10 protein-coding genes are annotated in these 23,517 nt (G+C 76.7%); 5 read left to right on the top strand and 5 right to left on the bottom strand.

The window, feature by feature from the left end; genetic code table 11:
- Positions 1–65 precede the first annotated feature (65 nt).
- The 5 genes from WME89_RS07300 to WME89_RS07280 all read right to left on the bottom strand — a co-directional run bounded on the left by WME89_RS07300 (position 66) and on the right by WME89_RS07280 (position 13,690).
- Positions 66–4,268: a DnaJ domain-containing protein gene (locus WME89_RS07300; RefSeq protein ID WP_438008514.1), complete on the bottom strand. Its 4,203-nt coding sequence runs from the start codon at positions 4,266–4,268 to the stop codon at positions 66–68.
- Entirely contained in the window at positions 4,265–7,090 is a 2,826-nt protein-coding gene (locus tag WME89_RS07295) for a protein kinase domain-containing protein (protein WP_438008513.1), read from the bottom strand. The genes WME89_RS07300 and WME89_RS07295 overlap by 4 nt, the downstream gene beginning before the upstream one ends.
- A 180-nt stretch (positions 7,091–7,270) precedes the next feature.
- Positions 7,271–8,224, bottom strand: a complete 954-nt coding sequence (locus WME89_RS07290; protein WP_438008512.1) for a 3D domain-containing protein — start codon at positions 8,222–8,224, stop codon at positions 7,271–7,273.
- Positions 8,221–9,999 carry a hypothetical protein gene (locus tag WME89_RS07285; RefSeq protein ID WP_438008511.1) on the bottom strand — a complete coding sequence of 593 codons (1,779 nt, stop codon included), beginning with the start codon at positions 9,997–9,999 and terminating at the stop codon, positions 8,221–8,223. Before WME89_RS07285 ends, WME89_RS07290 begins: the two co-directional genes overlap by 4 nt.
- Positions 10,000–10,078: 79 nt before the next feature.
- On the bottom strand, positions 10,079–13,690 hold the full coding sequence (locus WME89_RS07280; protein ID WP_438008510.1) for a protein kinase domain-containing protein: 3,612 nt from the start codon (positions 13,688–13,690) through the stop codon (positions 10,079–10,081).
- Positions 13,691–13,846: 156 nt separating this feature from the next.
- Between WME89_RS07280 and WME89_RS07275 the strand changes: the two genes are divergently transcribed.
- From WME89_RS07275 to WME89_RS07255, 5 genes are all read left to right on the top strand, one after another.
- Positions 13,847–14,989 carry an SDR family oxidoreductase gene (locus tag WME89_RS07275; protein ID WP_438008509.1) on the top strand — a complete coding sequence of 381 codons (1,143 nt, stop codon included), beginning with the start codon at positions 13,847–13,849 and terminating at the stop codon, positions 14,987–14,989.
- Positions 14,986–16,356, top strand: coding sequence for a GDSL-type esterase/lipase family protein (locus WME89_RS07270; RefSeq protein WP_438008508.1), 1,371 nt, complete (start codon positions 14,986–14,988; stop codon positions 16,354–16,356). Before WME89_RS07275 ends, WME89_RS07270 begins: the two co-directional genes overlap by 4 nt.
- Positions 16,357–16,500: 144 nt before the next feature.
- Positions 16,501–17,931, top strand: coding sequence for a serine/threonine-protein kinase (locus WME89_RS07265; protein ID WP_438008507.1), 1,431 nt, complete (start codon positions 16,501–16,503; stop codon positions 17,929–17,931).
- Positions 17,931–18,599 carry a tetratricopeptide repeat protein gene (locus tag WME89_RS07260; protein ID WP_438008506.1) on the top strand — a complete coding sequence of 223 codons (669 nt, stop codon included), beginning with the start codon at positions 17,931–17,933 and terminating at the stop codon, positions 18,597–18,599. The genes WME89_RS07265 and WME89_RS07260 overlap by 1 nt, the downstream gene beginning before the upstream one ends.
- Before the next feature lie 467 nt (positions 18,600–19,066).
- Positions 19,067–23,512, top strand: a complete 4,446-nt coding sequence (locus tag WME89_RS07255) for a protein kinase domain-containing protein (protein WP_438008505.1) — start codon at positions 19,067–19,069, stop codon at positions 23,510–23,512.
- Positions 23,513–23,517 lie beyond the last annotated feature (5 nt).

The following is a 23,517-nucleotide window of genomic DNA, read 5'->3' as shown; positions in this document are numbered from 1 at the left end:
GCGGCGCGCCGCCGCTCGGGCGCACGTCCCCGCGCGGCGCTCGGAGCGCGCGCCGACGCGCGCGATCAGCGCTTGAAGAGCTTGCCGAACAGGCCGCCCGCCGGGGTCGGATCGGCGCTCGTCCGGCTGCGCATCTCCTGCACGCGCACCTCGCGGATGGCGTCGAGGTTCTTCGGGTTGATCTCGGCCGCCAGGCGGAAATCGCGGATGGCCCTGTCGACCCGACCCGAGCGCTTGAGGAGCATGCCGCGGTAGAAGAGCGCCCGCTCGTAGCGGGGCTCCTTCTGCAGGACGGCGTCCAGCGTCTGGATCAGATCATCGTAGTGCGCGCTCGTGGCCCCCTCCGCGAGCGCGGGCGGCTCGCCGCGACGCTGCGCCTGGATCCACACGAGCAGCGTCATGTACTCGGGCTGCTCCGGGTCCTCGGCCAGCGCGCGCCGCGCGCGGATCTCGGCGCCCACGAGGTCGTTCTTCTTGAGCAGCACCTCGGCCTTCTGGAACTCGAGCGCGGCGTCGACGACGCGGGCGATCTTCTCCTCGTCCTCCGCGGGCGACGTGGCCTCCTTCGGCGCCTGGAGGTACTCGGCGCGGCGCTTCGGGTCGCTCAGCGTCTGGTAGGCCTCGCTGACGCGGGCGAACACGCGCGCGATGAGCGGCTTGACGTCATGGAGCTCCTGCGGCGTCCGGTCGGGGTGCCACTGCTTGGCGAGCGCGAAGTAGGCGCTCTGCACGCGCTCCGGAGGGGCGTCCTCCGCGACGCCGAGCATCTCGAAGAAGCTCTCGCCGTCGATCGACGCGGCGCGCGCCTCGATCTCGGCGCGGCGCGCGGTGAGCTCGGGGCTCAGCGCGGCGCGCGGCAGCGGCGGGAGATCGGGCGCAGGCGCCGCGGCCGGCTGCGGCCGCGCGGGCTCCGCGGCGCGCGCGGGCGCCGGCGGCGGCGCCGCGTCGGTGCCGGCGCCCGCGCGCGCTCCCCCGCGCGCGGACCTGCCCTCCGGGCCGACGGCCGCCATCTTGACGGTCGGCGCCTGCTGCGGCTGCGGCTGCGCGCAGGCGCCGGGAGCGGCCTGCGCGGCAGGCGGCCGCGGCGCCTTGGGGTCCGCGCCGCGGGGCGCGCCGCCGGGATCGCCGACGAACGCGCGCGGCTCGAACGACGCCGCCGCCGCGCCCGGGCCCGGCGCGCCGCGCGCCTCGGGCGCGGCGGACGGGGGCGGCGCGGTCGAGCGTCGCGGCGCGGCCGCCTCGGCGAACGGCGAGCCCGAGCGCCTGCTGGACGGCGCGGCTTCCTCGGGCTGCCTCGGCGCGGCGCGGCCCTCGGCCTCGCCGCGCGCCGGGCGCGGCGCGGGCACCGTCGAGCCCGAGGTGGGCCGCGGCGAGCGCGCGGCCGCGCCGGGCGGCTCGCGCTGGGGGGCCTGCCCCGCGTCGGCCGCGTGAGCGCCGGCCGCTCGTTCCCGCCCGAGCCCCACCGGGCGCCGGCCCGGCGCGCCGAGATCGAGGTGCCGCGTGATCGCGAGCGCGTAGATCGTCAGCCGCACGACGCGCTCCTGCGCGACGCCCGCCCCGACGAGCTCGGCGAGGGTCATGCGCCGCATGCGCAGCAGGTCGACGATCGCCGCCTCGTCGCGGTGCAGCTGGAACCGCCTCATCTCGGCCTCGACGTGGAGGCCGAGCTGCCGGCCCTGGATGCGCTCGAGGGTCGCGTCGATCAGCGGATCGTCGGCGTGGAGCCGGACCCCCGCCATGATCACCGCGAGCGGCTCGCACCCGATGAGCTCCGGGCCGCCGTAGGACGACAGCAGGTTCTGGCCGTCGTAGTAGGCGTAGCGCGTCTCGGGCGAGAGGTCGTAGAGCGCGACCAGCTTGCGCACGAGCTGCTGGCGCAGCACGCCGAAGACCGTCTCCCGGTCGAGCAGGCCGCGGGAGACGAGCAGCCGACCGTGCAGCACCCTCCGCTTGGTGATGTCGCGGAGCGTCTCCCGGAGCGTCGCCTCGCCGAGGAGGCCGAGCTCGAGGATCACGCGGTCGAGCGGGGCGATGATCGTCCCGGTCCAGATCTTGGCCGGCACGCCGTCGCTGAAGAAGACGCCGTGGCGGACGCCGTCAGGGTCGATGAAGCACGTCGTGCCGGTGAGGCGCCGGTCGAGCATGTACACGAGCAGGTGCACGAGCGGCGTGCGCGCGAGCGTGCCCTCCGCGGTCGGCGGATCGCCCGGCAGCGACAGCACGGCGATCGGGCCGGCCATGGCCGAGGGGGGCAGCTCCGACTCCGGGCTCGGCTCGCGCCGCGGGGGCTGCTCTCCCCAGCCGCGGGTGCGCAGCGCCGATGACCGCGCGCTCTCCTCGAGGATCTCGTCCGGATCGCTGTCTGTCTGCACGGACCACGACTCCTCTCCCTGCGCGCCCGGCGGCGGCGCGTACGGGTCCGCCGCGGCGGGCCCCTGCTCCTGCGGTAGGTCAGGCCAGCGCGCCGTGGAGCGCCCTGGCCTCAACGTCGGCGAGCGCTTGCCGGACGGCGCCGGCGGAAGATCGGCGAGCATCCTGGCATCCGCGCCGCCGTCGTCGGGCGGCGCGGCCTCGAACGGCGAGGCGGGCCCGCGGCCGGCGTCGCCGGACCGCGGCTGCGTCCTCCGCCCCGCCGGCGAGCTGGTCATCGGCAGCGTCGGCGACGAGGGCCGCGTGATCTGCTGCTGCGGCGGCATGCGCAGGTTGCCGAGGGGCGACGCCGGCGCGGGCGCGGAGCGGATCGGCGGCGCGTCCGCCGGGACCGGCGGCGAGCGCAGCGACACCTGCGGCGCCTCCTGGACCGCCGCGTAGGCCCGCATCGAGGCCACGGCCGGGTCGTCGCTCGTCGCGACGATCCGGCGGATGTGGCGCGTCGGCTCGCCCTGGCGAGGCCGCTCGGCGAGATCGACCTCGATCGCGCGCCCGATGGGACCACCCGAGGCGTCGAGGACCAAGCGGACGCGCGGCTGCGAGTAGCGGGCCGGGTGCGCCGGCGTCTGCACGACCAGCGCGACCTCCCCGGTGGAGAGCTCCACGAGCGTGCCCGTCGGAAAGATCCCGAGCGCGCCGACGAGCAGCCGCAGCACCGTGCGGTCCGCCGGATCGGCCGCCTCCTGCTCGAGCTTGGCGATCGCCTCGTCGGCGGAGAGCGGCGCCTCGCCCGGCGCGGCCGTCAAGAGGTCGTTGAAGGCGCGGGCCGTCGCGAGGATGCGCGCCTGCAGCGTCGGCTGCCGGAGCCCGCGGTACACCGGGCCGAGCGCCGCCTGGCGACGCACCCAGTGCGCCTCGTAGGCCACCACCGTGCGCATCACGCTGGGCTCGTTGACGAGGCCGAGCGCGGTCAGCACGACCGCCGTGCCCGCCGGGACGTCCGCGTCCTGCTGCTCGCTCAGCTGCGGGACGAGCCCGTTCGAATCGCCCTTCGCGACGCCGGTGAGCCGCGGCCGCGCGATGTCGAAGAGCAGCGCCGCCATCGAGAGCCGCTGGAGGAGCACGACGTCGCCCGTGATCTGCCGGGCCATCGCGAGGCTCAGGATCGCGGTGTTCACCGCGCGCCCGGCGTCGTCGTGGTTCTGGTTGCGCAGCGCGGTGACGCCCAGGAAGGCCGGCGTCTCGTTCGCGGAGAGGTCGACGAGGCGCTGCGTGATGCGCTTGACGCCCTGCCGCAGGGTGTACCGGCCCTGGCGCAGGTCGTCGTAGAAGCGGCGGAAGATCACGATCGCCGTCGCGTAGGTCCGCACGATGGCCGCGGCCTCGTCGGCCTCGCGGTCGATCGCCACCTCGCGGTGGAGCACGGCCTCGTCCACCGCGCGCAGGCGGACGCGCGGCGCCGGGCGGTCCACGAGCGCCGGCTTGCTGCTCCGGAGGGCCTCGGCGAGCGCGGAGGCGAGCGCGTAGAGATCGCTCGCGCGGACGTCCTTGGCGACCCCGATCTCGGAGTAGCCGCAGCGGCTCAGGATGTCCCCGAGCTCGAGCGCGCCCTCGTAGACGGCGCGGTTCGCCTTGAGGAGCTGCCCGGAGACGAAGACCGACCCGCGGGTGAACAGGATGGAGACGTTGTGGCCGGAGCGCTGGCCGAAGTCCTGGATCAGCGAGACCGTCTCCTCGACCTGCCGCACCATCGCCTGGTTGTCGATCGAGTGCAGCGTCGAGAGCTTCACCAGCCGGAAGAGCGCCTGCACCACGCTGGCGGCGAGGTCGCGCGCCTGCTCTCGCCGGATGTTCTCCGACACGTTCTGCGTGATCACGTCGACCTGGGGCGCCGTCACGGGAGCTCCCCGGTGGTCGAGATCCGCTTGCCGAGGCGCGCGGCGATCGCCTCGGCGGCGGCGCTCGCGGCGTCGCGCAGCGGCTGGCTGTTCCACGGCCGCCGCTTCGTCGCCGCGAGCGCGGCGTCGAGCGCCTCCTGCGAGCGCGCCTCTCGGCCGAGCAGCTCCGCCGAGAGGCAGCGGGTCTGCTCCGCCGCCTCGTCGGCGAGCAGGCCGTGCCGCTGGAGCAGCTCGACGGCGACCGACTCGCCGCGCGCCGGGTTCAGCGTGTAGAGCGCGCCGAGGAACTCGCGCCGCTCGTCGAGCGTGAGCTGGTGGAACGAGCTGTCCTGCACGCGGCGGACGAGCAGCGGGCCGGCGGCGCGCACCTGGTGGTGCGCCAGCGTGCGGAGCGCCGCGACGCGCACGTCGGGCGGCGCCGACTCGGCGAGCGAGAGCAGCTCGTCCCTGATCTGCTCGGGGCTCGTGGCGAGGTGGGCGATCGCCTCGCAGCGGAGCGCCGCGTTCGCGCACCCGGTGAGCCGCTTCAGGGCGCCGAGGGCGCCCGGCGTCCGCGACGCGGCGAACATCTTGAGGATCGGGCGGGTGACGTCGAGCTCAAGCGTCATGAGCGCGTCGACGACCCCCTCCTCGTGCCCGGGCAGCGTGCGCTCGAGGTAGCCGAGGAGCGCGCGGCGCAGGGCCTCGTGGCCGACGTGCCCGACGGTCTCCATCGCGACCGGCAGGTACTCGGAGCCGAGCTTCTGCAGGATGGGCGCGAGGCGCTGCGCGACGAGCTCGAGGTCCACGGGCGCGGGCTGCGCCGCGGCGCCGGGCGTGCCCGTCACGAGCACGCGCGTCGCCTCGCGGAGGAGCAGCCGCACCGTGTCGGGCGGGAACACGCCGCGCGCGAGCTCGGTCGCGAGCGCGCCGCCCTGCTGCCTGGGCGCGAGCGCGTCGAGCGCCCGCTCCACCGCGTCGTGCATCGCGAAGAGCGTGTCGAACCGGCGCGCGAGGATGAGGTCGCGCGCCGAGGCGGCCATCGGCTCCGTCACGAGCTCGACGTCCTGGTAGCGCTTCGCGTTCAGGAAGGCGTCCGCGACGACCTCGACGAAGCGCTCGCTCCAGCGGTCCGGGCTGAGCACGAGCTGCGTGCCGAGCGCGCGCTGCGCCGCCGGGTCGAGCGCGAGGGCGCTCGCGGCGCGGCGCGCCGCCTGCAGCGCGGCCGCGTCGGTGTCGATCACCATCGCGGCCGCCTCGGCGCGGTTCGCCTTCTCCTCGGCGGCGCGCCGGGCCATCGCCTCCAGGTCGTCGGCCTCGTGCCAGAACTGCTCGCGGTCGGCCGCGTCCCCCTCGGCGAAGACGCTCACCACGTCGTAGCGCACGTGCTCGAGGCGGCGCTCCCACAGGGCGGCCGCGACGTCGTCCTCGGGGGCGAGGTCGCGCAGCGGATCGAGCAACAGCACCTCGCAGAACGCGCGCAGCTCGTCCTTGGTGATGCCAGGGAGCAGCTGCACGCGCCGCACGCCGGCCGCGAAGAGGTTGTACGGCACCAGATCGAGCGGATGCGACGGCTCCCACACCGTCCGCCGGCGGTGCTCGAAGGCGTACGGCGTCAGCGCCCAGTAGACGAGGCTCCCGTCGACGCGCAGCGCCTCCACGATCGCCTGGAAGCTCGTGCGGAGCTTGTTGTCGGCGTCCGGGTGGCTCCAGCCGTAGTGGCGCACCGCCGGGAGCAGCCGCTCCATGCGGCGGAACACCTCCGCGAGCCGCGTGACCGCCGGGTCGTCCGCCTCCGCGTCGCCCGGCTCCTCCCGGGGCTCGGGCTCCTCGGGCGGCCGCACCCCGACGGCCGTGGGCGAGTCGTCCGGCGGGGGGCGCCGCGTGCTCTGCGGCGCGCTGCGGCGGGGGGCGGACGCGCCGACCTCCTCGAGGATGCGCAGCACCTCCTGCCGCATCTGCGCGGCCGACTCGTAGCGGTTGCGCCGATCCCAGGCGAGCGCCTTGTCGACGAGGCCGATGACGGAGGCGGGCAGCTCGGGCGCGATCCGCGCGAGCGACGGCGCCGGCGTCGTCGCGGCGAGGATGAACGCCTCGTTGTCGGAGCGCCCCTGGTGGAGCCGCTGGCCGCTGAGCACGGCGTACAGGGTCGCGCCGATCGAGAAGAGATCCGCCCGGCCGTCGACCCCCTCGGTCAGCCCCATCGCCTGCTCGGGCGCCATGAACGAGGGCGTCCCGAGCGCCGTGCCGGCCTTCGTCTTGTCGCCGGGCGCGCCGCGCAGCCGCGCCACGCCGAAGTCGAGCAGCTTCACCGCGTTGTCCTTCGTGATGAAGATGTTCGCGGGCTTGAGGTCGCGGTGGACGATGCCCTCCGCGTGGAAGCTCTCCAGCGTGTTGAGCACCTCCGCGGCGATCCAGAGCGCCTCCGCGACGGGCAGCTTCCGGCTCTTGCGCTTCCAGAGCTGCTGCACGGTCTCCCCGTCGAGCAGCTCCATCACCAGGAACGGCTCGTCCTGCTCGGTGATGTCGTCGTCGAGGATCGCGACGCGGCCGAGGTGGTCGATCTTGTTGGCGACGTAGCCCTCGCGCAGGAACCGCTCGCGGATGCCGACGTCGCGCGCGAACTCGGCGTGCAGGATCTTCAGCGCGGCGCGCGAGCCGTTCCGGTGGGTGGCGGCGTACACGGACGCCATGCCGCCCACGCCGAGGAGGGAGTCGATCCGCCACTTGTTCTTGACGGTCATCCCGACGCGGGCGCGCGCCCGCTGCTTCTCGTCCGGCGCGTCCGTGACCTCCGAGGGCGGAGGGAATACGGACTCGGGGATGACGCCACGTGAGGTCATTAGGCCACCGGAAGGCGGCAAATCGTATCACCTCCGCGCCGTCCCCAGGCTCCGGATTTGACGTGGATTTCGCGCGGCAGGGCGGCCGGCCTCACCGGACCGAGGCGCTCCCCTTCCCGGCACCGTCCCGGCACCGGCCCGGCACCGGCGTTCCCGGGCGTTCCCGGGGCGGGACGTCGGTCAGGACGGGCCCGGCGCGGCGGCGATCGCGCGACAGCGCGCGTCATCGAGCACGAGGCGCACGCCGCGGTTCGACGGGAACAGCGCGTTGAGGCGCGCGGTGACCGCGGGATCGCCGGTGAAGACGTCGATCTGACGGCCGACGACCTTGATGCCCCGATCCTCGGCGACGAAGCAGCCGTCGTGGCGTCCCCCGCCCGGGAGCGGCAGCCCGGCAAGCTCGGGCACATAGAGCCACGTGCCGAGCGGGATGACGGTCGAGTCGACGGCGACCGTGCGCAGCGGGGTGATCGGGCGGCCGGTCGCGCCGCGGCCATACGGGAACCGGCGCGGGTCGAGCCGCTCGAAGCAGACCTGCTGGCCGGTGCGCGGGCAGACGTCGGCGCACGCGCAGCCGCGCCGCGCGAAGCTCACCGTGTCGCCCGAGGCGAGCCGGCCGCTCCCCTGGACGCAGACCTGGTCGTGGAACGAGCGCGGGACGCTCGCGAGCGGCGCGCAGGCGGCGTCGTAGAGGACCGCGTCCTTCGGCCCGCCGCCCTCGCTCGGGAAGTCGTAATAGGTGTTCCGGAACAGCCCTGGCGGGAGCGCCGGCGGCGGTTGCGCGGCGCCGGCGGTGCGCGCAGGCCGGCCGTGCTCGCGCACGAGGAGCGCGGGCCCGTCCTGCGCGAGACCAGCGTCGTCGGCGTGCCGGCCGTCGGGCGCTCCGGGCGGCGCGCCGGCGACGCGACCCCCGGCCTCGCCGGCCTCGCCGGCGCGCCCTTCACGACCGCCACGACCGTCGTCCGGCGGGGGCTCGTGGAGCCAGCCGCCGCCCCCGCGCGCGATCTGCGGCTCGCTCGATCCATCGTGGATCCAGTCTGCGCCGCCCTTGGCCGCGCACCCCGCGGTGAGCGCGAGCAGGATCGCGTGGAGCCCGCGGACGGCGAGCGTGCCCGCGCGCGCCGCGCTCGTCAAAAGGCGCCTCCGAGGCGGATGAACTCCCGGATCGCGGCGGCGGAGACGTCGGCGCGCGCCCAGAGCGCGGCGGGGGCGCCGGCGGCGGGCGCGGCGCCGGCGGCGATCACCACGGGCGCCGGGTCGCCGGCGCCCGGCTGGCCGAGGCGGCGCGCGACGAGCCGCAGCGGATCGACCACCAGCGCGAAAGCGATGTCCGCGCCGAGCGGCGCGAGCGCTGCCTTCATCGCCGGCACGCCGCCGAGGCCCTCGCCCTGGAGCGACGCGACGACGCTGCGGAGCCCCGCGCCCGGGTCGGTGCCGACCGACGCGAAGAGGCCGTCGTCGCGGACCAGATAAAGCAGCTCGATCGCGGACGGCGGCAGCGACGCGCCCTTGCCGCCCGGCGCATCTGCGCCCGGCGCGACCTTGCGCGCGGTCGGCTGCCCGGCGCCGGCGCCGGGCTGGCCCGCCGCGGCGGTCTGCTCGAACCTCACCCGCCGCACCTCGCCCTCGAGCTGCGGGAGCTCCGCCTTGCCCGTGGCGATCCGGAGCCCCTCCCGCTGCAGCGCGGCCTTCACCGGCTGGAGCTCCGCGGTCCCGAGGAGGTCCTGGACGGCGGCCTCGAGCTTGGCCCGGTCGCCCACGGCGGCGCGCACGAAGGCCGTGGGGCCCGCGTCGTCGAACCGGAGCCCGCCGGCGAACCAGTCGCCGCGCGCGTCCGACGCCGCGCGGATCACGGCGCCGAGCCGCTCGCGCTCCGCGGGCGGGAGATCGCCCTCGACGAGCCCCGCGAGGGCGTCGACGAGCCTGGGCACGCCCTCGGCGCGCGACGCGGCCCGGTCGCGGACCAGGATCCCGGCGAGCGTGTCGGCGGGCAGCTCGAGCAGCGGCTTCACGTCGCCGACCGCGAGATCGGTCGACGCCTTCGACGCCGGTCCGCCCCCTGCCTTCGGCGTCCCGGAGGCGCGCAGGTGCGCGCTCTCGTCGAGCACCAGCGTGAGCCGCGCGCGCTCGAGATCGCCGAGCATCGCGAGCGCGCTCTCGATCATCGGCGCGAGCGGGAGCGCGGTGGCGGGCGGCGCCCCGTCGGGCCCGCGGGCCTTGTCCCAGGCGCCCCGCGCCGCCCTGAGCACCGGGCCCTCGATCGCGGGCCGCGGGAGCTCGACCGCGAGATCCTCCTTCGGCACCTGCGCCTGCGGCATCGTCCGCGCGACGTACGGGCCGACGGCGGTCAGGTCGGCCGCGCTCTCCGCGACGAGCAGGTAGTTGCCGAGGACGCCGAGCGCCACGGGGCTCGTCCCCTGCAGCGGCTCGAGCAGCGCGATCGAGGTCGCCGCGTCGGGCGTCGACCGGAAGCGCGCGCCCTCCCCGCGCGTGAGCTGGTCGATCAGGCGCCCGCCGTCCTTCACGTGGATGCCGAGCGCGCCCCGGGGATGCGGCCGGTCGGGGGCCTCCACGGCCGCGCCGAGCACCGGCACGCCGCCGTCGATCTCGGACGCGACGGCGATCGGCAGGCCGAGCAGCGACGCGGCGAGGGCGCCGACGCTGCCGGGGAGGAGCGCCGCCGAGCCGCCGACCAGGGCGCGCGCCTTGGCCCACGTGGCGTCCGGCGTCGGGAGGAACGCCTCGGCGATGAGCCCCGCGGGCGCCGGCACGGGGCTCAGGCCCGCGACGCCGGCGTCGGCCGGCGCGCCCGGCGATTTGCAGCCCACCGCGCCCGCGCTCAGGCCGAGGACGACGGCGAGGAGCGCGGCGGCGCGGCGGCGCATGAAGGAGGAGGATTGCGCGATCACGACCGAACCGTAGCGCCTTCCTGCCGCCGTCGACCACGAACCTGCGAAATCGCCGGGCGCGCAGCGGCGCCGCTGCGCGTCACGGCCGCGAGGCGCGGCGGGCGGCGGCGATCGCCGCGGACTCGCCGAGGCAGATGCGCGCGAGCGACAGGATCATCGCGTTCTCGCGGACGCGGTGCAGGAAGCTCTCGCGCAGGGCGGGCTCCGGGATCGCGGCGGCGCGCGCGAGGAGCCGGTCGCGGGCGCGAGCGGCGGCGGCGCGGGCGACCTCGTGGTCCCCCGCGCAGCGCGCCGCCTCGACGAAGGCGACGAGGACCAGCGACTCGAACTCCTCGATGCCGCCGTAGCGCGCGAGGAGCTCGGACGCCTCGCGCGCCGCCGCCAGCGCCTCGTCGGCGCGCCCCTGAGCGGTGAGGGCGCGCGCGAGCGCGGCGAGCGCGCCGGCGCGGGACGGCGGCACCACCTGGAGGAGCTCGGCGGCGTCGCGGGCGTCGGCCTCGGCCGCGCCGAAGTCCCCGGCCGCATGGGCGATGAGGGCGGCGTAGATGCGGGTGCCGCCCTCGAAGCGCAGGTTGCCGTGCCCGCGGCACTCCAGGATGACCTGCCGCGAGAGCGCGAGCGCCTCGTCGAGCTGGCCGCGGGCCGCGAGCGCGCGGCCGAGGCTCTGCCTGGCGCGCGTGGCGACGGTGCGCAGCGCCATGCGCTCGGCGGCCGCGAGCGCGGCGGTGAGCTCCTCGCCGGCCCGCTCGACGTCACCGAGCTCGAGGAGCGCGAAGCCGAGGCTGACCCGGGCGTTGCACGCCTCGCGCGCGTCGCCGGCGCGCTCGAACGCCTCGACCGCGGCCGCGTAGCCGGCCATGTCCCCCGCGGGATCGCCGAGGTGCCGCGCCCGCGCGCCGCGCAGCCGGTGCACTTCGGCGGCGGCGCGCGGCGGGAGGGACGCGAGATCCCCCGCGAGGGCGCGGATCCGCGCGATCAGCGCGTCCGCCTCCGCGTAGCGCCCCGCGGGGAAGAGCTGGCGCGCCGCAGAGCACAGGGCGATCACGCGCGCCCCCAGGAGGTCGGCCCCCGCCCGCGCCGCGGGCTCGCGCGGGACGTCCGTGCGGCGCGCCTCCTCGTCGCCGGGGACGCCGTCCGCGGCGGGCTCGCCACACGCGGCGACCTCCTTCGCCCAGGCGGTCGTGAGCACGAAGTCGCCTCGCCGCCCGCTCGCGCTCATCAGCTCGTCGGCGGCGCGGAACCAGAGCGGCGTGCCGCGAGGCAGGCGGCGCGCCGCCTGGGCGGCGCAGCGCTGGGCCTGCTCGAACTCGCCTCGCCAGCGGTGGGCCTCCGCCTGGACCAGGCGCAGCGCGCTCAGCGTCTCGCCGCCGCCGCGCGCGCTGCGCGGGCCGGACGAGGCGCCGCGCTCCTCGTCGGGGTCCGCGTCGGCGAGCCGGTCGCAGAGGTCGCCGTGCCGCGCCCCGCGCTCCGCGTGCGCGATCGCCGCGGCGAGGTCGCCGCGCGCGAGCGCCTGCTCGGCGCCGCGCAGGAACCACCGCATCGCCCGGCCGTGCTCGCCGCCGTGGTCGAAGTGCTCCGCGAGCGCGAGCGCGTCGCTCTCCCCCGCCTCCTCGAGCCACGCGCCCGCGAGCCGGTGACCGAGGAGCCGGTCACCCCGGGTGAGCGTCGCGTACGCGGCCTCGCGGAGGCGAGCGTGCCGGAACGCGTACTCCTCTTCGCCAGGGAACCGGCACGCGGGGCGCCGCTCGATGAAGGCGCGCGCGACGAGCTCGGACAGCCACCGCTCGAGGTCCGGGGCGCCCTGCGCGCCGCCGAGCAGGGCGGCCACGCCGCCGCGCCAGAACGCCTCGCCGAAGATGCTCGCCGCGCGGAGGATGCGCCGCACGGCGGGGTGCAGGTCGTCGAGGCGAGCGTGCGCCATCGCGAGCACCGTCTCGGCCGAGCCCTCGGCGTCGCCGCGCGCGACCGACCGGATCAGCTCCTCGAGGTAGAACGCGTGCACCGCGGCGCCGCCGTCGGTGCGCGCCCGCGCCGCGTCGCCCTGGCCGGGCGCCTCGCGCGCGGGCTGCCCGGGCGCGCCGGGAGAGAGCTCGGCGAGCCGGAGCTCGACGACGTTTCGTCCCGCCCCGAGCTCCGGGAAGAGGCGCTCGACCTCGGGGCGGCTGAGCGCGAGGAGGCCGGCCGTCACGTCGTCGACCAGGACGCCGCCGTGCGGCGGCGCGCCCTCGCCCTCGCTGGCATCGGCGCGCTCGGGATCCACGCGCGCGCGGGCCTCGAGGAGCGCGGCGGCGCGCTCGATCACCGGCCGCGCGGGCCAGCGCCCCGAGGCGTGCTGGCCCGTCGCGAGCGCGATCGAGAAGCCCGCTGGCAGCAGCGCGCGCAGCGCGAGCGCGCAGCGCGCAGCGTGGGCCGCCTGGTCCGTCGGCGCCCTCGCGTGCGCGTCGGCGGAGCGCGCCGGCTCTGCCCGCGGCTCGACCTCGCCAGCGCCGGCGAGCGTGACCACGAGCCACCTGGCCGCGAGCCGGTCGACGCGCCCGCCGAAGGGCGCGACCGCCGCCCGGACCGCCGCCTCTGCCGGCGCGGGCTCCGGGGGCGCGCCCCCGGGGGACGCGGCCGCCAGCGCGCCGGGCCCGGGGCTCGAGGGGGGCGACGCCGCGGCCGCGGGCTCCGAGGGCGCGCCGTGGATGAGCACCACGCTGATGAGCCGCTGCTCGACAGCGGCGCTCTCGGCCAGCGCCCGCGAGGGCCTCGCGGAGCTCACCGGGGCCTCGGCGCCCGCGTCCCTCGCGTGCTCGCGGGCAGCGCGGAGCGCTGCCGCGCTCGCGAGGACCTCGTTGCCGTCCCGCGGGCGGCCGTCCGGCTCCTTCTCGAGCATCCAGGCGACGAGCTCGTCGAGCGCGGCGGGCACGTCGGGCCGCAGCTCCGACAGCCGGGGCGGGCCCACGAGGGCGGCCTTCGCGAGGATCGCCATCACCTGGTCGCCCGCGAAGGGCGGCCGGCCGGTGAGGCAGTGCCAGATCACGCACCCGAGCGAGAACACGTCCGCGCGGGCGTCGACGCGCGCGTCGCCGCGCGCCTGCTCGGGCGCCATGTACCCCGGAGTCCCGAGCGTCACCCCGCTGCGCGCGCCCGCGCGCTCGCCCCGCCGGAGGACGCCGGCGCCGCGCGGGCGCGCGGGCAGGCCGCCAGCGCCGGCGCCGGCGCCGGCCAGGCCAGCGCCAGATCGAGCGATGCCGAAGTCGACGATCTTGGCGCTCTCCACCGCGCCGCCCGGCAGGAAGATGTTGCCGGGCGTGACGTCGCGATGGACGATCCCCCGCTCGTGCACCGCGCCGAGCGCGCCCGCGAGGCGCCGCAGCAGCGCCATCGCGCCGTCCACGCCGAGGCGCGCGCGCGCGACGTGCGCGGCGAGGTCCTCGCCCTCGAGCCACTCGAGCGCGAGGTAGGGCTGCCGCTCCCCGGTGACCCCGTGCGCGACGTAGCGGACGATGCCCGGGTGGCGCAGCCCGGCGAGGAGGCGCGCCTCGCGCCCGAGCCGCTTCTCCAGATGCTCGGCCCCGCGGTGCTGGATCTTCAGCGCGACAGGGCTGTCGTCGGTCAGGTCCGTGGCCCGGTACACCGAGCCCATCCCGCCCGATCCCGCCAGGCCCTCGATCCTGAAACGGTCCGCGACCGTGACTCCCGGGCGCATCAACCGGGCGATTATACGTCGGGCCGCGGTCGCTGACAGGGAAAGCCCGCGGCCGGAGGCGCCTCGCGGCGTACGCCCTCGTCGCCCCGCGCTCGTCCGAGGCGGCGTCAACGGAAAGCTGCGGAGCAGGCGCACTGCTGCGGTAAGCTCGGGCCGATGCCTCGCCCCGGCTACGACAGCGTGGTGCTCATCACCGGCTTCCCCTCGTTCATCGCGCGGAAGATGCTGCACCACATCCTCGCGTCGGAGCCGCGCACGCTCGTCTACGTCGTGGTGCTCGCGAAGTCATCGCTGCAGGCGAGCGCGGAGCGCGACGCGCTCCCGGCGGCGGACCGCGACCGGCTCGTGCTGCTCGAGGGGGACGTCGCGGCGATGGACCTCGGGCTGTCCGGCGTCGAATTCCGGCAGCTCGCCCGGGAGCTCGACCGGATCCACCACCTCGCGTACGTGAGCCACGCCGGCGCCGACCGGAGCACCGCGCACGCCCTCAACGTCGTCGGCACCGCGGAGGTGATCGAGCTCGCCCGCGCCTGCGGCTCGCTCCAGTGCCTCGTCCACCAATCCACGGCGTTCGTCGCGGGCGATCGGACCGGTACAGTGTACGAGGATGATCTCGAGGTGGGTCAGGCGTTCCGTAATCCTGTGGAGGAGACGCGGATGCGCGCGGAGGTGCTCGTGCGGCGGGCGATGCGCCACGTGCCGGTGGCGGTCGTGCGGCCGACCACGGTGGTGGGCGACTCGACGACCGGGGAGATCGACCGGCTCGACGGCCTGTACCTCCTGGTGCTGCTCATCATGGCGGCGCCGGCGGACATCGCGATCCCGATGCCCGGCCGCGGCGACGTGCCGCTCAACATCGTCCCGATCGACTTCGTGGTCCGCGCGACGCACGCCATCGGGCTGCACCGCCTCGCGCCGCGGCGCACGTTCCACGTCGCCGACCCGCACCCGCTCTCGGCGCGGCGGGTCTTCGACCTCGTCGCCCGCGCGAGCGGCCGCCGCGCCGCGCGCGGTCACATCCCGTCGAACCTGGCCAAGGCGCTGCTCCGCACGCCCGGGCTCGAGCGCTTCGTCCGCAGCCCGCGCGCGTTCGTCGAGCAGCTGATGACGCCGGTGCGCTACGACGCCCGGAACGCGGACCTCGTGCTCGGCGGCGCCGGGATCGCCTGCCCTCCCTTCGAGTCCTACGTCGACGTGCTCGTCGGCGCCGTGCAGGACCGCGTCCGCGAGCGGCGCGAGCGCCAGGAGCTCGAGGCGAGCGCGGACGCCGAGCTCGACGTCGAGGATCCGCTGTCGTGAGCGGCGCCCCCTGCTCCGCGGCGCGCGCGGAGGTCCCTGAGCGCAGCGCGGCTCGCTCGCGCGCCCTGCGGCGCCTCGCCGCGGCCCTGCTCGCGGCCGCGGCGCTCGGCTGCAGCTCGACCCGCGAGCACGTCGCGCCGCCGACCCCCGAGGTGGGCGCCGCGCCGCCCGCGGCGCTCCCGGCGCGCCGGACGGAGGCGGACGCCCCGGAGGCGACCGCGACGCGCCGGACGGAGGCCGCGCCGGCGCGCCCGCCGGAGCTCGACCTCATGCGCCCCGAGGACGGGACCTACGCCCACTTCTTCGCGGCGCTCCGCGCGCTCGAGCAGGGGCGCCGCAAGGACCACGTGCGCGTCGCCTGGCTCGGCGACTCGCACGCCGCCGCGGATTTCTGGAGCGGCGCGCTCCGCACGGCGCTGCAGCGGCGCTTCGGCGACGGCGGGCTCGGCTTCGTGCACCTCGGCTACGCCGCCTACCGCCACGACGGCGCGCGGCTCACGGCCGACGGCAAGTGGCGGACACGCCCGAAGACGCCGGGCGGCTCGCAGCCGATCGACGACGGCGTCTTCGGGCTCGGGGGGGTCCTCTTCAGCGCGCACAAGGGCCCGGTGCGCGCCGAGATCACGGTCACCGGCGCGGGGCCTTCCAGCCGGCTGCTGTGGGACGTGTGCTTCCGCTCCAGCGCGCCGACCGACGAGCTCGCGGTGACGATCGAGGGCGGCCCGAGCCAGGTCCTCCGCGCGGCCCCGGGCGACACCGTCGGCGCGCTGCAGCACGCGAAGCTCTCGAGCGTGGGCGCGACGAAGCTCGGCGTCGTGCCGTCGGGCGCGCCCGAGCTCTGCGGCCTGGTCGTCGAGACCGATCCCGAGGTCAGGCCCGGGGTGGTCGTCGACACGCTCGGCATCAACGGCGCGCGCCTCGCGACGCCGCTGCGGTGGCAGGAGCTCAGCTGGGCCGCGGAGCTCGCGCGGCGCTCGCCGGAGCTCGTGGTGCTGGAGTACGGCACGAACGAGGCGGGCGACGTCACCACCGACCCGTCGCTCTACGCCAGGCAGCTGGCCGAGTTGCTCGACCGGACCCGCCGCGTCGAGCCCGACATCGACTGCCTCGTCCTCGCGCCGACGGACCGGAAGGACACGCCGGAGCGGACGCCTGTCGTCCGGGACGTGCTGCGCGACGCGGCCAGGGAGGGCGGCTGCGCGTTCTGGGACACCTACGAGGCGATGGGCGGAAGGGGCTCGATCGAGGCCTGGTACCGCGAGCGCCCGCCGCGCGCCTCGCGCGATGGCGTCCACCTCACCTTCCGCGGCTACCGGGAGCTCGGCGTGAAGCTCTCGAACGACATCCTCGAGCGCTACCGCCCCTGACGAGCGGATCCACCGCCGGGCTCCGTTCGGTGGTGACGGCGGATCTCTGGCGGATCTCCGCGCCGATGGCCTTGCTCGTGCCTTTCGGCTCTCTGTGCTCGATCGGCGTGAAGGCTTCTCACGCGCGATGGGCGAGGGGGGCACATGCTGCATGCCGGAGACGTAGCAGGAGGTCGCTTCCGCCTGATTCGGCCGATCGGCTCGGGCGGGATGTCGAGCGTCTGGTGGGCGCGCCATGAGCTCATCGGCCGGGACGTCGCGCTCAAGCTGTCGCCGGCGCTCCAGGACGAGCAGGTCGTCGGGCGGTTCGTCCGCGAGGCGAAGATCATCGGCAAGTTCCAGCACCGGAACATCGTCGGCGTGGTCGACGCCGGAGAGCTCCAGGACGAGGGCTACCTCTTCCTGGCCCTGGAGCTCCTGCGGGGCTCGCCGTTCGCCGATCGCCTGATCCCGAACCGGCCGCTGCCGCCCGAGGAGGTCGTGCCGATCCTCATCGAGGTGTGCAGCGGGCTCTCGGCCGCGCACGCCGAGGGCGTCGTGCACCGCGACATCAAGCCGGAGAACATCATGATGGCCCTGGTCCCCGGCGAGGGCGTCGTCCCGAAGATCGTCGACTTCGGCATCAGCCAGCTCACGGGCGCGAGCGACGCGCTCACCATCGAGGGACAGCTGCTCGGGACGCCCTCGTACATGAGCCCGGAGCAGGCCCTGGGCAAGCGCACCATCGACGCGCGCGCCGACCTCTGGGCCGTCGGCGTCATGCTGTACGAGGCGCTCAGCGGCGCGCAGCCGTTCCGGGGGGGCAACCACCACGCGGTCCTCCGGCGCATCCTCGACACCGAGCCGGCGCCGCTCCCGTCCTCCGTCCCGCAGCGCCTCCGGAAGATCGTCGGCCGCTGCCTCGAGAAGGACCCGGCGCGGCGCTACCCGGACGCGGCCGCGCTGCGCGCGGAGCTCCAGGCCGCGCTCGAGGACCTCGGCGCGAGCGCGCCCGCGCCGCTCGTGATCCTCGCGCCGCGGGCCCCTGGCTCGCGGTCGCTCGACACGACGCGCCCCCGCGGCGCGCTCGCCGCGCCGCCGAAGCTCGCCCTCCGCGCCCTCGGGCGGATCTGGGCCTCGCGGGCGCGGGCGCACCGGTGGCGCGAGGCGACGACGCTCGGCCGCACGCTGGACGTCGCGCCCCCGCGGGATACCCGGCGGCGCGCGGGCGCTGGCGTGGCGCTCTGGATCGCGGGCGGCGCGGCGCTCGCGGCGGCGCTCGTGTCGGCCGCGCTGCGGGAACCGGCGGACGCGGGGCCCGAGCGCGCGGCGCGCGAGAGCCTCCGCCCCGTGCTCGCCGCGGCCTTCGCCGAGAGCGGCGCCGCGTCCCGGCGCGGCGCCGGCGCGCCCGGGAGCGCGGGCGTCGTCGCGCCGGGCTCGGAGGCGGCGAGCTGCGACGGCGCGCCAGGCTCGGCCGAGCTCGCCTCGGCGGACCCGGGGAGCGCCGGGATCTCGGCGACCTCGGAGGACAAGGGCCCGCGCTCACAGGTGCCGCGCGGGCCCTCGCGATCCCGCATCACGAGCCCCGGGTTCTGATGATCAACGCCGCACCGACCTCCGCTCTGCGCAGGCGATCCCGCCGGCGCGCCGCCGCGCTCGGCCTCGTCTGCTGGGCGCTGCTCTCGCCCTCCTGGCTGCGCGCGCAGGACGGCGTCGCGACGCGCGCGCAGGACGGCGTCGCGACGCGCGCGCACGACGACGTCGCGACGCGCGCGCTGCGGCTCCAGTTCGCGCGGGGGCTGACCCTCGAGATCGCCGGACGCTGGGCTGACGCGCTCGATCGGTTCGAGGCGATCGCGCGCCGCCGTCCGACGGCGAACGTGACGTTCCACATCGGCCTCTGCCACGAGCGGCTCGGCCGGCTGCGCAAGGCCGAGCGGACGTACCAGGACGCGCGCGCGGCCGCGCGGACCACGACGCCGGCGGTGCTCGCCGAGATCGACGCGCGCCTCCAGGACCTCGAGGGGCGGATGCCGAAGATCGTGCTGAACGTCGCCGGCGCGACCGAGGGCGTGACCGTGCTGCTCGACGGCGAGGAGGCGCAGCCGTCGAGGGCGATCCGGGTCGATCCGGGCCCGCACGTGGCCGTGGCGCTCCGGCACGGGATCCCTGTCGCCGCGAGCGCATTCTCGAGCCACGAGCGCCGTACCAGGTTCGTGACGCTGACCGTTCATCCCGTCCCGAGCCGCGCCTCGGGCCCCTGAGCTCGCCGGTCTGTGGTGCCCGAGGCGGCACGACGGACCGCGCGCGCCGCGGAGAGGTCGCTGCTGGGCCCGATGCGCCCACGCGCGGCGCCAGCGGAAGCGGCGCGCGCTGAGCTCCCCACACCCGAGCACCTGTGCGAGCAGAGGAGTCCGCGCCCCTCGCCGCGGGCGCGATCGCCGCAGCTGTGCCCGTTTTTCGCGGCGATCTCGCCGTACGGCCTGGAGCTCCTCGCGCGCGTGTGTCAAGCCGCCGGAGGGCGGCGAGGCCCCCGGAGCGCTCACCGCGCGGGCGTTTCGGCGCGCGCGCGGCGCCGGCCAGAGCGCGCGCCGAGTTGCCCGCGCGGAGGGCGGCGAGCGCTGCGTGCGAAGCTCGCCTGACAGGGCGCTCCGGACACGACCAAGCTCGCCGCATGATCGGCCGCGAACGCTGGATCCAGCTTCTGACGTCCTGATAGCATGCAAGTCCCATGGCGCTCGACAGGCCGCCCGGTGCGGGCTCTGCTTCGCGACTCGGCAATTATGAGCTGCTGAAAGAGCTGTCCGGCGGCGGCATCGGGTCCACGTGGCTCGCGCGGGCGTCCTCCGAGGGCGAGGCGACGGGCGCGGCTCCTGTCACCATCCTGCGCATCTACCGGCACCTCACGAAGAGGGCCGAGACCGCGGACAGCATCCTCCGCGAGGCCGGGATGGCGCAGCAGGTCCGCTTCCCCAGCGTGCTCTCGGTGCTCGACGCCCGCATCGCCGACGGGGAGGTCTTCATCGTCTCGGAGTACGTGGAGGGCGAGCAGCTCGGCGCGCTCGTGTCGGCGGCCGGCGCCGAGGGGCTGCCGCTCCCGGTCGCCCTGCGCATCGGGGCCGACGTGCTGCGGGCGCTCGCGTCCGCGCACGCGGCGGAGCCGCCGCTCGTGCACGGCGAGCTGAACCCGACCCACGTCTCCGTCGGCGTCGACGGCGTCACGAGGGTGAGCGGGCTGGGCGTCGCGCGGGCGATCGCGGGGCTCGCGCCCATGGGGACGAGGAACCCCGATCGGCTCGCGTATGCCGCGCCAGAGCGGGTCAAGGCGATGGCGGCGCACGCGGCGGCCCCGCTCGACGCGCGCGCCGATCTCTTCTCGGTCGGCGTGATCCTCTGGGAGCTGCTCTCCCGGCAGCGGCTGTTCTCGTCGAAGCTGGAGACGGCGGTCATCCAGAAGGTGCTGACGGCGCCCATCCCGCCGCTCGCGGGCGGCGCCGTGCCGGCCGAGGTGGTCGAGGTCGTCCGGACCGCGCTCGAGCGCGAGCCCGCGCGCCGCTTCGAGAGCGCGTCGGCGATGCTGGCGGCGCTGGAGGCCGCGGCCGCCGGGCGGATCGCCGGGACCGAGGACGTGGCCGCGGCGGTGAGCAGGCTGGCGAGCAAGGCGATCGAGCCGCGCCGGACCATGATCGCGGCCGCGATGGCGGGCACGTCCGGCGCGAGCGAGTCGCGGCCGGCTCCGCCGCCGCGCGCGCGCGGGGCGACGCTGGTGGGCCTGGCGATCCCGGAGGGCGCGCTGGCTCCCCGCGGCGATGGCCCGCGACACGCGATCACCGCGCCGTCGCCGCGCCCGCGCACGGCGCCGACGACGCCGGGCGCGCCGCCTGTCGCGGTGGGCGGCGCGGTCAGCGCGAGCCAGCTCCGCCCGTCGAGCGGCGCGACCGCGCTGAAGAACGGCGTGGCGGCCAGGCCGGCGGGCGGGGGCGCATCGAACGGCGCCGCGCCGGCGGGCGCCGGTGCGGCGCACGCGGATCACGCGGATCACGCGGATATAGACACCGAGTGGGGCTCGGCGCATGACGGCGCGGCCCGCGGCCTCCCCCCGCCGCGCCCTCCGGCATCGACCCTGCCGCGGATCGAGCCGTCGAGCGAGAGGACGGAGAACGGCGCCATCGCGGCGAGGGCCGAGGTCCCCGCGGCGACACCGGCGCCTGCGGCGGTCGCGCTGAAGGAGCAGCCGCCGGCGCGGGCGGCCGTGCCGCGGCCGGCCGATCCGGGCGACAACGACGTGGTGGTGCGGCTGACGCCGACGCCGGCCGAGGGCACGTTGCCGAGGCGGCCGACGCCCATCCCGCCGGGGCCCCCGAGGCCGCCGCGCCCGCCGGCAGCTCGGGCGGCGCCGCCGTCGCCCCCCGCCGAGGTCCCCGGCAAGAGCTCCGCGGCGGCGCCCGCGGCTGTCGCGCCTGCGATCTCGCCGAGCCCGGTGACGCCTCGCGTCCCCGGGGTACCTGCGGTGCCTCCGGCGCCTGCCGCGCCACGCGTGCCCGTGGTGCCCGCCGTGCCGCCGGCGCCGCGCACAGCCGCCGTAACGACGACGCCGGCGACGCCTCGCGCGCCCGTGGCGCCAGCGGTGCCCCTGGCGCCTGCCGCGCAGCGTGCTCCCGCAGCGCCCGCGGTGGCCGCCGTTCCCTCGGCGCCTGTGATGCCCGCAGCGCCCGCGATGCCCGCAGCGCCCGCGATGCCCGCAGCGCCCGCGATGCCCGCAGCGCCCGCGATGCCCGCAGCGCCCGCGATGCCCGCAGCAGCTGCAGCGCCCGCCGCAGCCACGTCGCCTGCAGCGCCCGCGGCAGCGGCTGCGTCTCCACAGACGCCGATCTCTTCGGGCCCCGCGTCGGCCACCTCGCCTGCGATCCCTTCGGCGCTGAAGGCGCCGTCGTCCGCGTCGCCTGTCGCCCCGGCGGGCGGGGCGCCTGCGTCGGCGGCTGCCGTGACGCCGGAGAGCGCGCGCGGCGCCGAGCCGTCACCGAACTCCGGCAGGACGCTCAACACGCCGACCGGGTCGCAGGGCCCGACGAAGCTGTGGGGCCGCGCGGCATCGGCCGTGGATCGGCTGGGCCCGGGGAGCACCCTCGGCCGCTACGAGATCCTCATGCCGGTGGCCAAGGGAGGCATGGCGGCCGTCTGGGCCGCGCGCCTCCAGGGCACCCGCGGCTTCCGGAAGATCGTCGCCATCAAGACGATGCTCCCCGACGTCTCCGACGACCCCGACTTCGAGTCGATGTTCCTCGACGAGGCGCGGGTCGCGGCGCGCGTCCGCCACCCCAACGTGGTCGAGATCCTCGACCTCGGCGAGGAGGACGACGTCCTCTACATCGTCATGGAGTGGGTCGACGGCGAGACGGCGAGCACGCTCCAGAAGGCCGCCAAGCGGCTCGGGGGCATCCCGCAGCGGATCGTGCTCCGCATCGCCTCGCAGATCTGCGCGGGCCTGCACAACGCGCACGAGCTCCGCGACGACAGCGGCGCGCTGCTCGACCTGGTCCACCGCGACATCTCGCCGGCAAACGTGCTCATCTCGACCGCCGGCTTCGTGAAGATCGTCGACTTCGGCGTGGCGAAGTCGAAGGGGCGCCTGCACGTCACGCGCGCCGGCGGCATCATCAAGGGCAAGACCCCGTACCTCTCGCCAGAGCAGCTCGGCGGGCTGCCCATCGATCGCCGGAGCGACATCTTCTCGCTCGGGGCGCTGCTGTACGTGCTCACGACGGGGATGCACCCGTTCCGCGCCGAGACCGAGCTCTCGACCGTCGAGAACATCACCATCAAGAACCCGCTCCCCCCGCGCGAGCTGAACGGCGCGATCCACCCCGAGCTCGAGAGGATCATCCTCAAGGCGCTCGAGAAGGATCGCGAGAACCGCTTCTCGACGTGCGCCGAGATGCAGCGGGCCATCGATCAGGTGGCGTCGACCCTCGGCGAGCCCACGACCGACGAGGACGTGGCCGCGTTCGTGCGGCAGGCGATCGGCGAGACCCAGGCGCGGCGCGCGCAGGAGCTCCGCGACGCGATCGCGGCGGTCGACGCCGGCGCGGCCCAGAACTCGGAGCCCCGCTCCGGCGCCTCTCCGGATCTCCATGCCCCGCCGGCCGACGTCGGCCCGGGCTCGCGCGACATCGCGCCCGCCGTCGCCGGCGCGGCGGCGGCCGCGTTGGCCGCAGCGACGGCGCCGGCTGCAGCGACGAGGGGCGCACCGGCTGCAGCGACGGCGGCGCAAGCCGGCGCAAGCCTTGCCTCGAGCGCAGCGGGGGCGTCCCCGGCAGCAGCGCAGGAAGAGGAGGGCCCCGTCAGCCTGGAGCCGATCTCCTTCGAGGAGATCGCCGTACCGGCGCAGCCTCCCCAGACCCCGCCGCGGCTCATCATCGCGCCCTCGCTGCAGGCCGACATCCAGCCCGACGCACCGGCGGTGCCGGTGAGCTCGCCGCCAGCGCCGCGCGAGGGCAAGCCGCTCGGCGCGTCCGTCCCGCGGGTCCTCCCGGCGGCCGGCATGCCGGCCACCAAGGTGCTCGCGGCGGCAGATCCGCGGGGGGCGAGGGCCGCGCTCAGCGCTCGCTTCGGGCGGGGCGGCTCGCGGAGCCTGGCCCACGACGTCGGCGAGGTCACGGCGGTCGACCGCTCGTACGAGACGGGGCAGCGGCACAAGCGGCTCCAGCTGATCGTGGCCGGGGCGGCGATGTTCTGCGTGGCGATCGGCGCCATCGCGCTGGTCACGCGCAGCGGCGACGAGCGCCACTCCCCGGACGTCGGCAAGGCGCGCGTCGATGCGCTCCCCGCGCCCGCGACGGGGAACACCGCCGCGCCCGCGGCGACCGGCGCGGCGGAGGCCGCCCCCTCGGCGGAGGCCTCGGCGGCGACCCCGGCGCCCGTGGAGCCGTCGCAGGCGGCGCAGCCGCCTCCTGCGGAAGAGCCGAAGCCGTCGTCGCCTCCCGAGGCAGCGACGGCTTCGCCGGCGGCGCAGGTGCCGGCCGCGGCGACACCGCAGCCCGCTGCGGCCCAGCCGGCGCCGCGCGCGACGTCGACCTCGCGCCCCCGGACGCCCTCCACGCCGACGAAGCCTGCGGCCAAGCCAGCGGCGACCGGCAAACCGACCACCAAGAAGAAGTACAACCCATCGGGTATCTGAACATC

Source organism: Sorangium sp. So ce321 (assembly GCF_051530195.1).
GTDB lineage: Bacteria > Myxococcota_A > Polyangia > Polyangiales > Polyangiaceae > Sorangium.
This window is presented reverse-complemented; position numbering and strand designations above follow the sequence as displayed.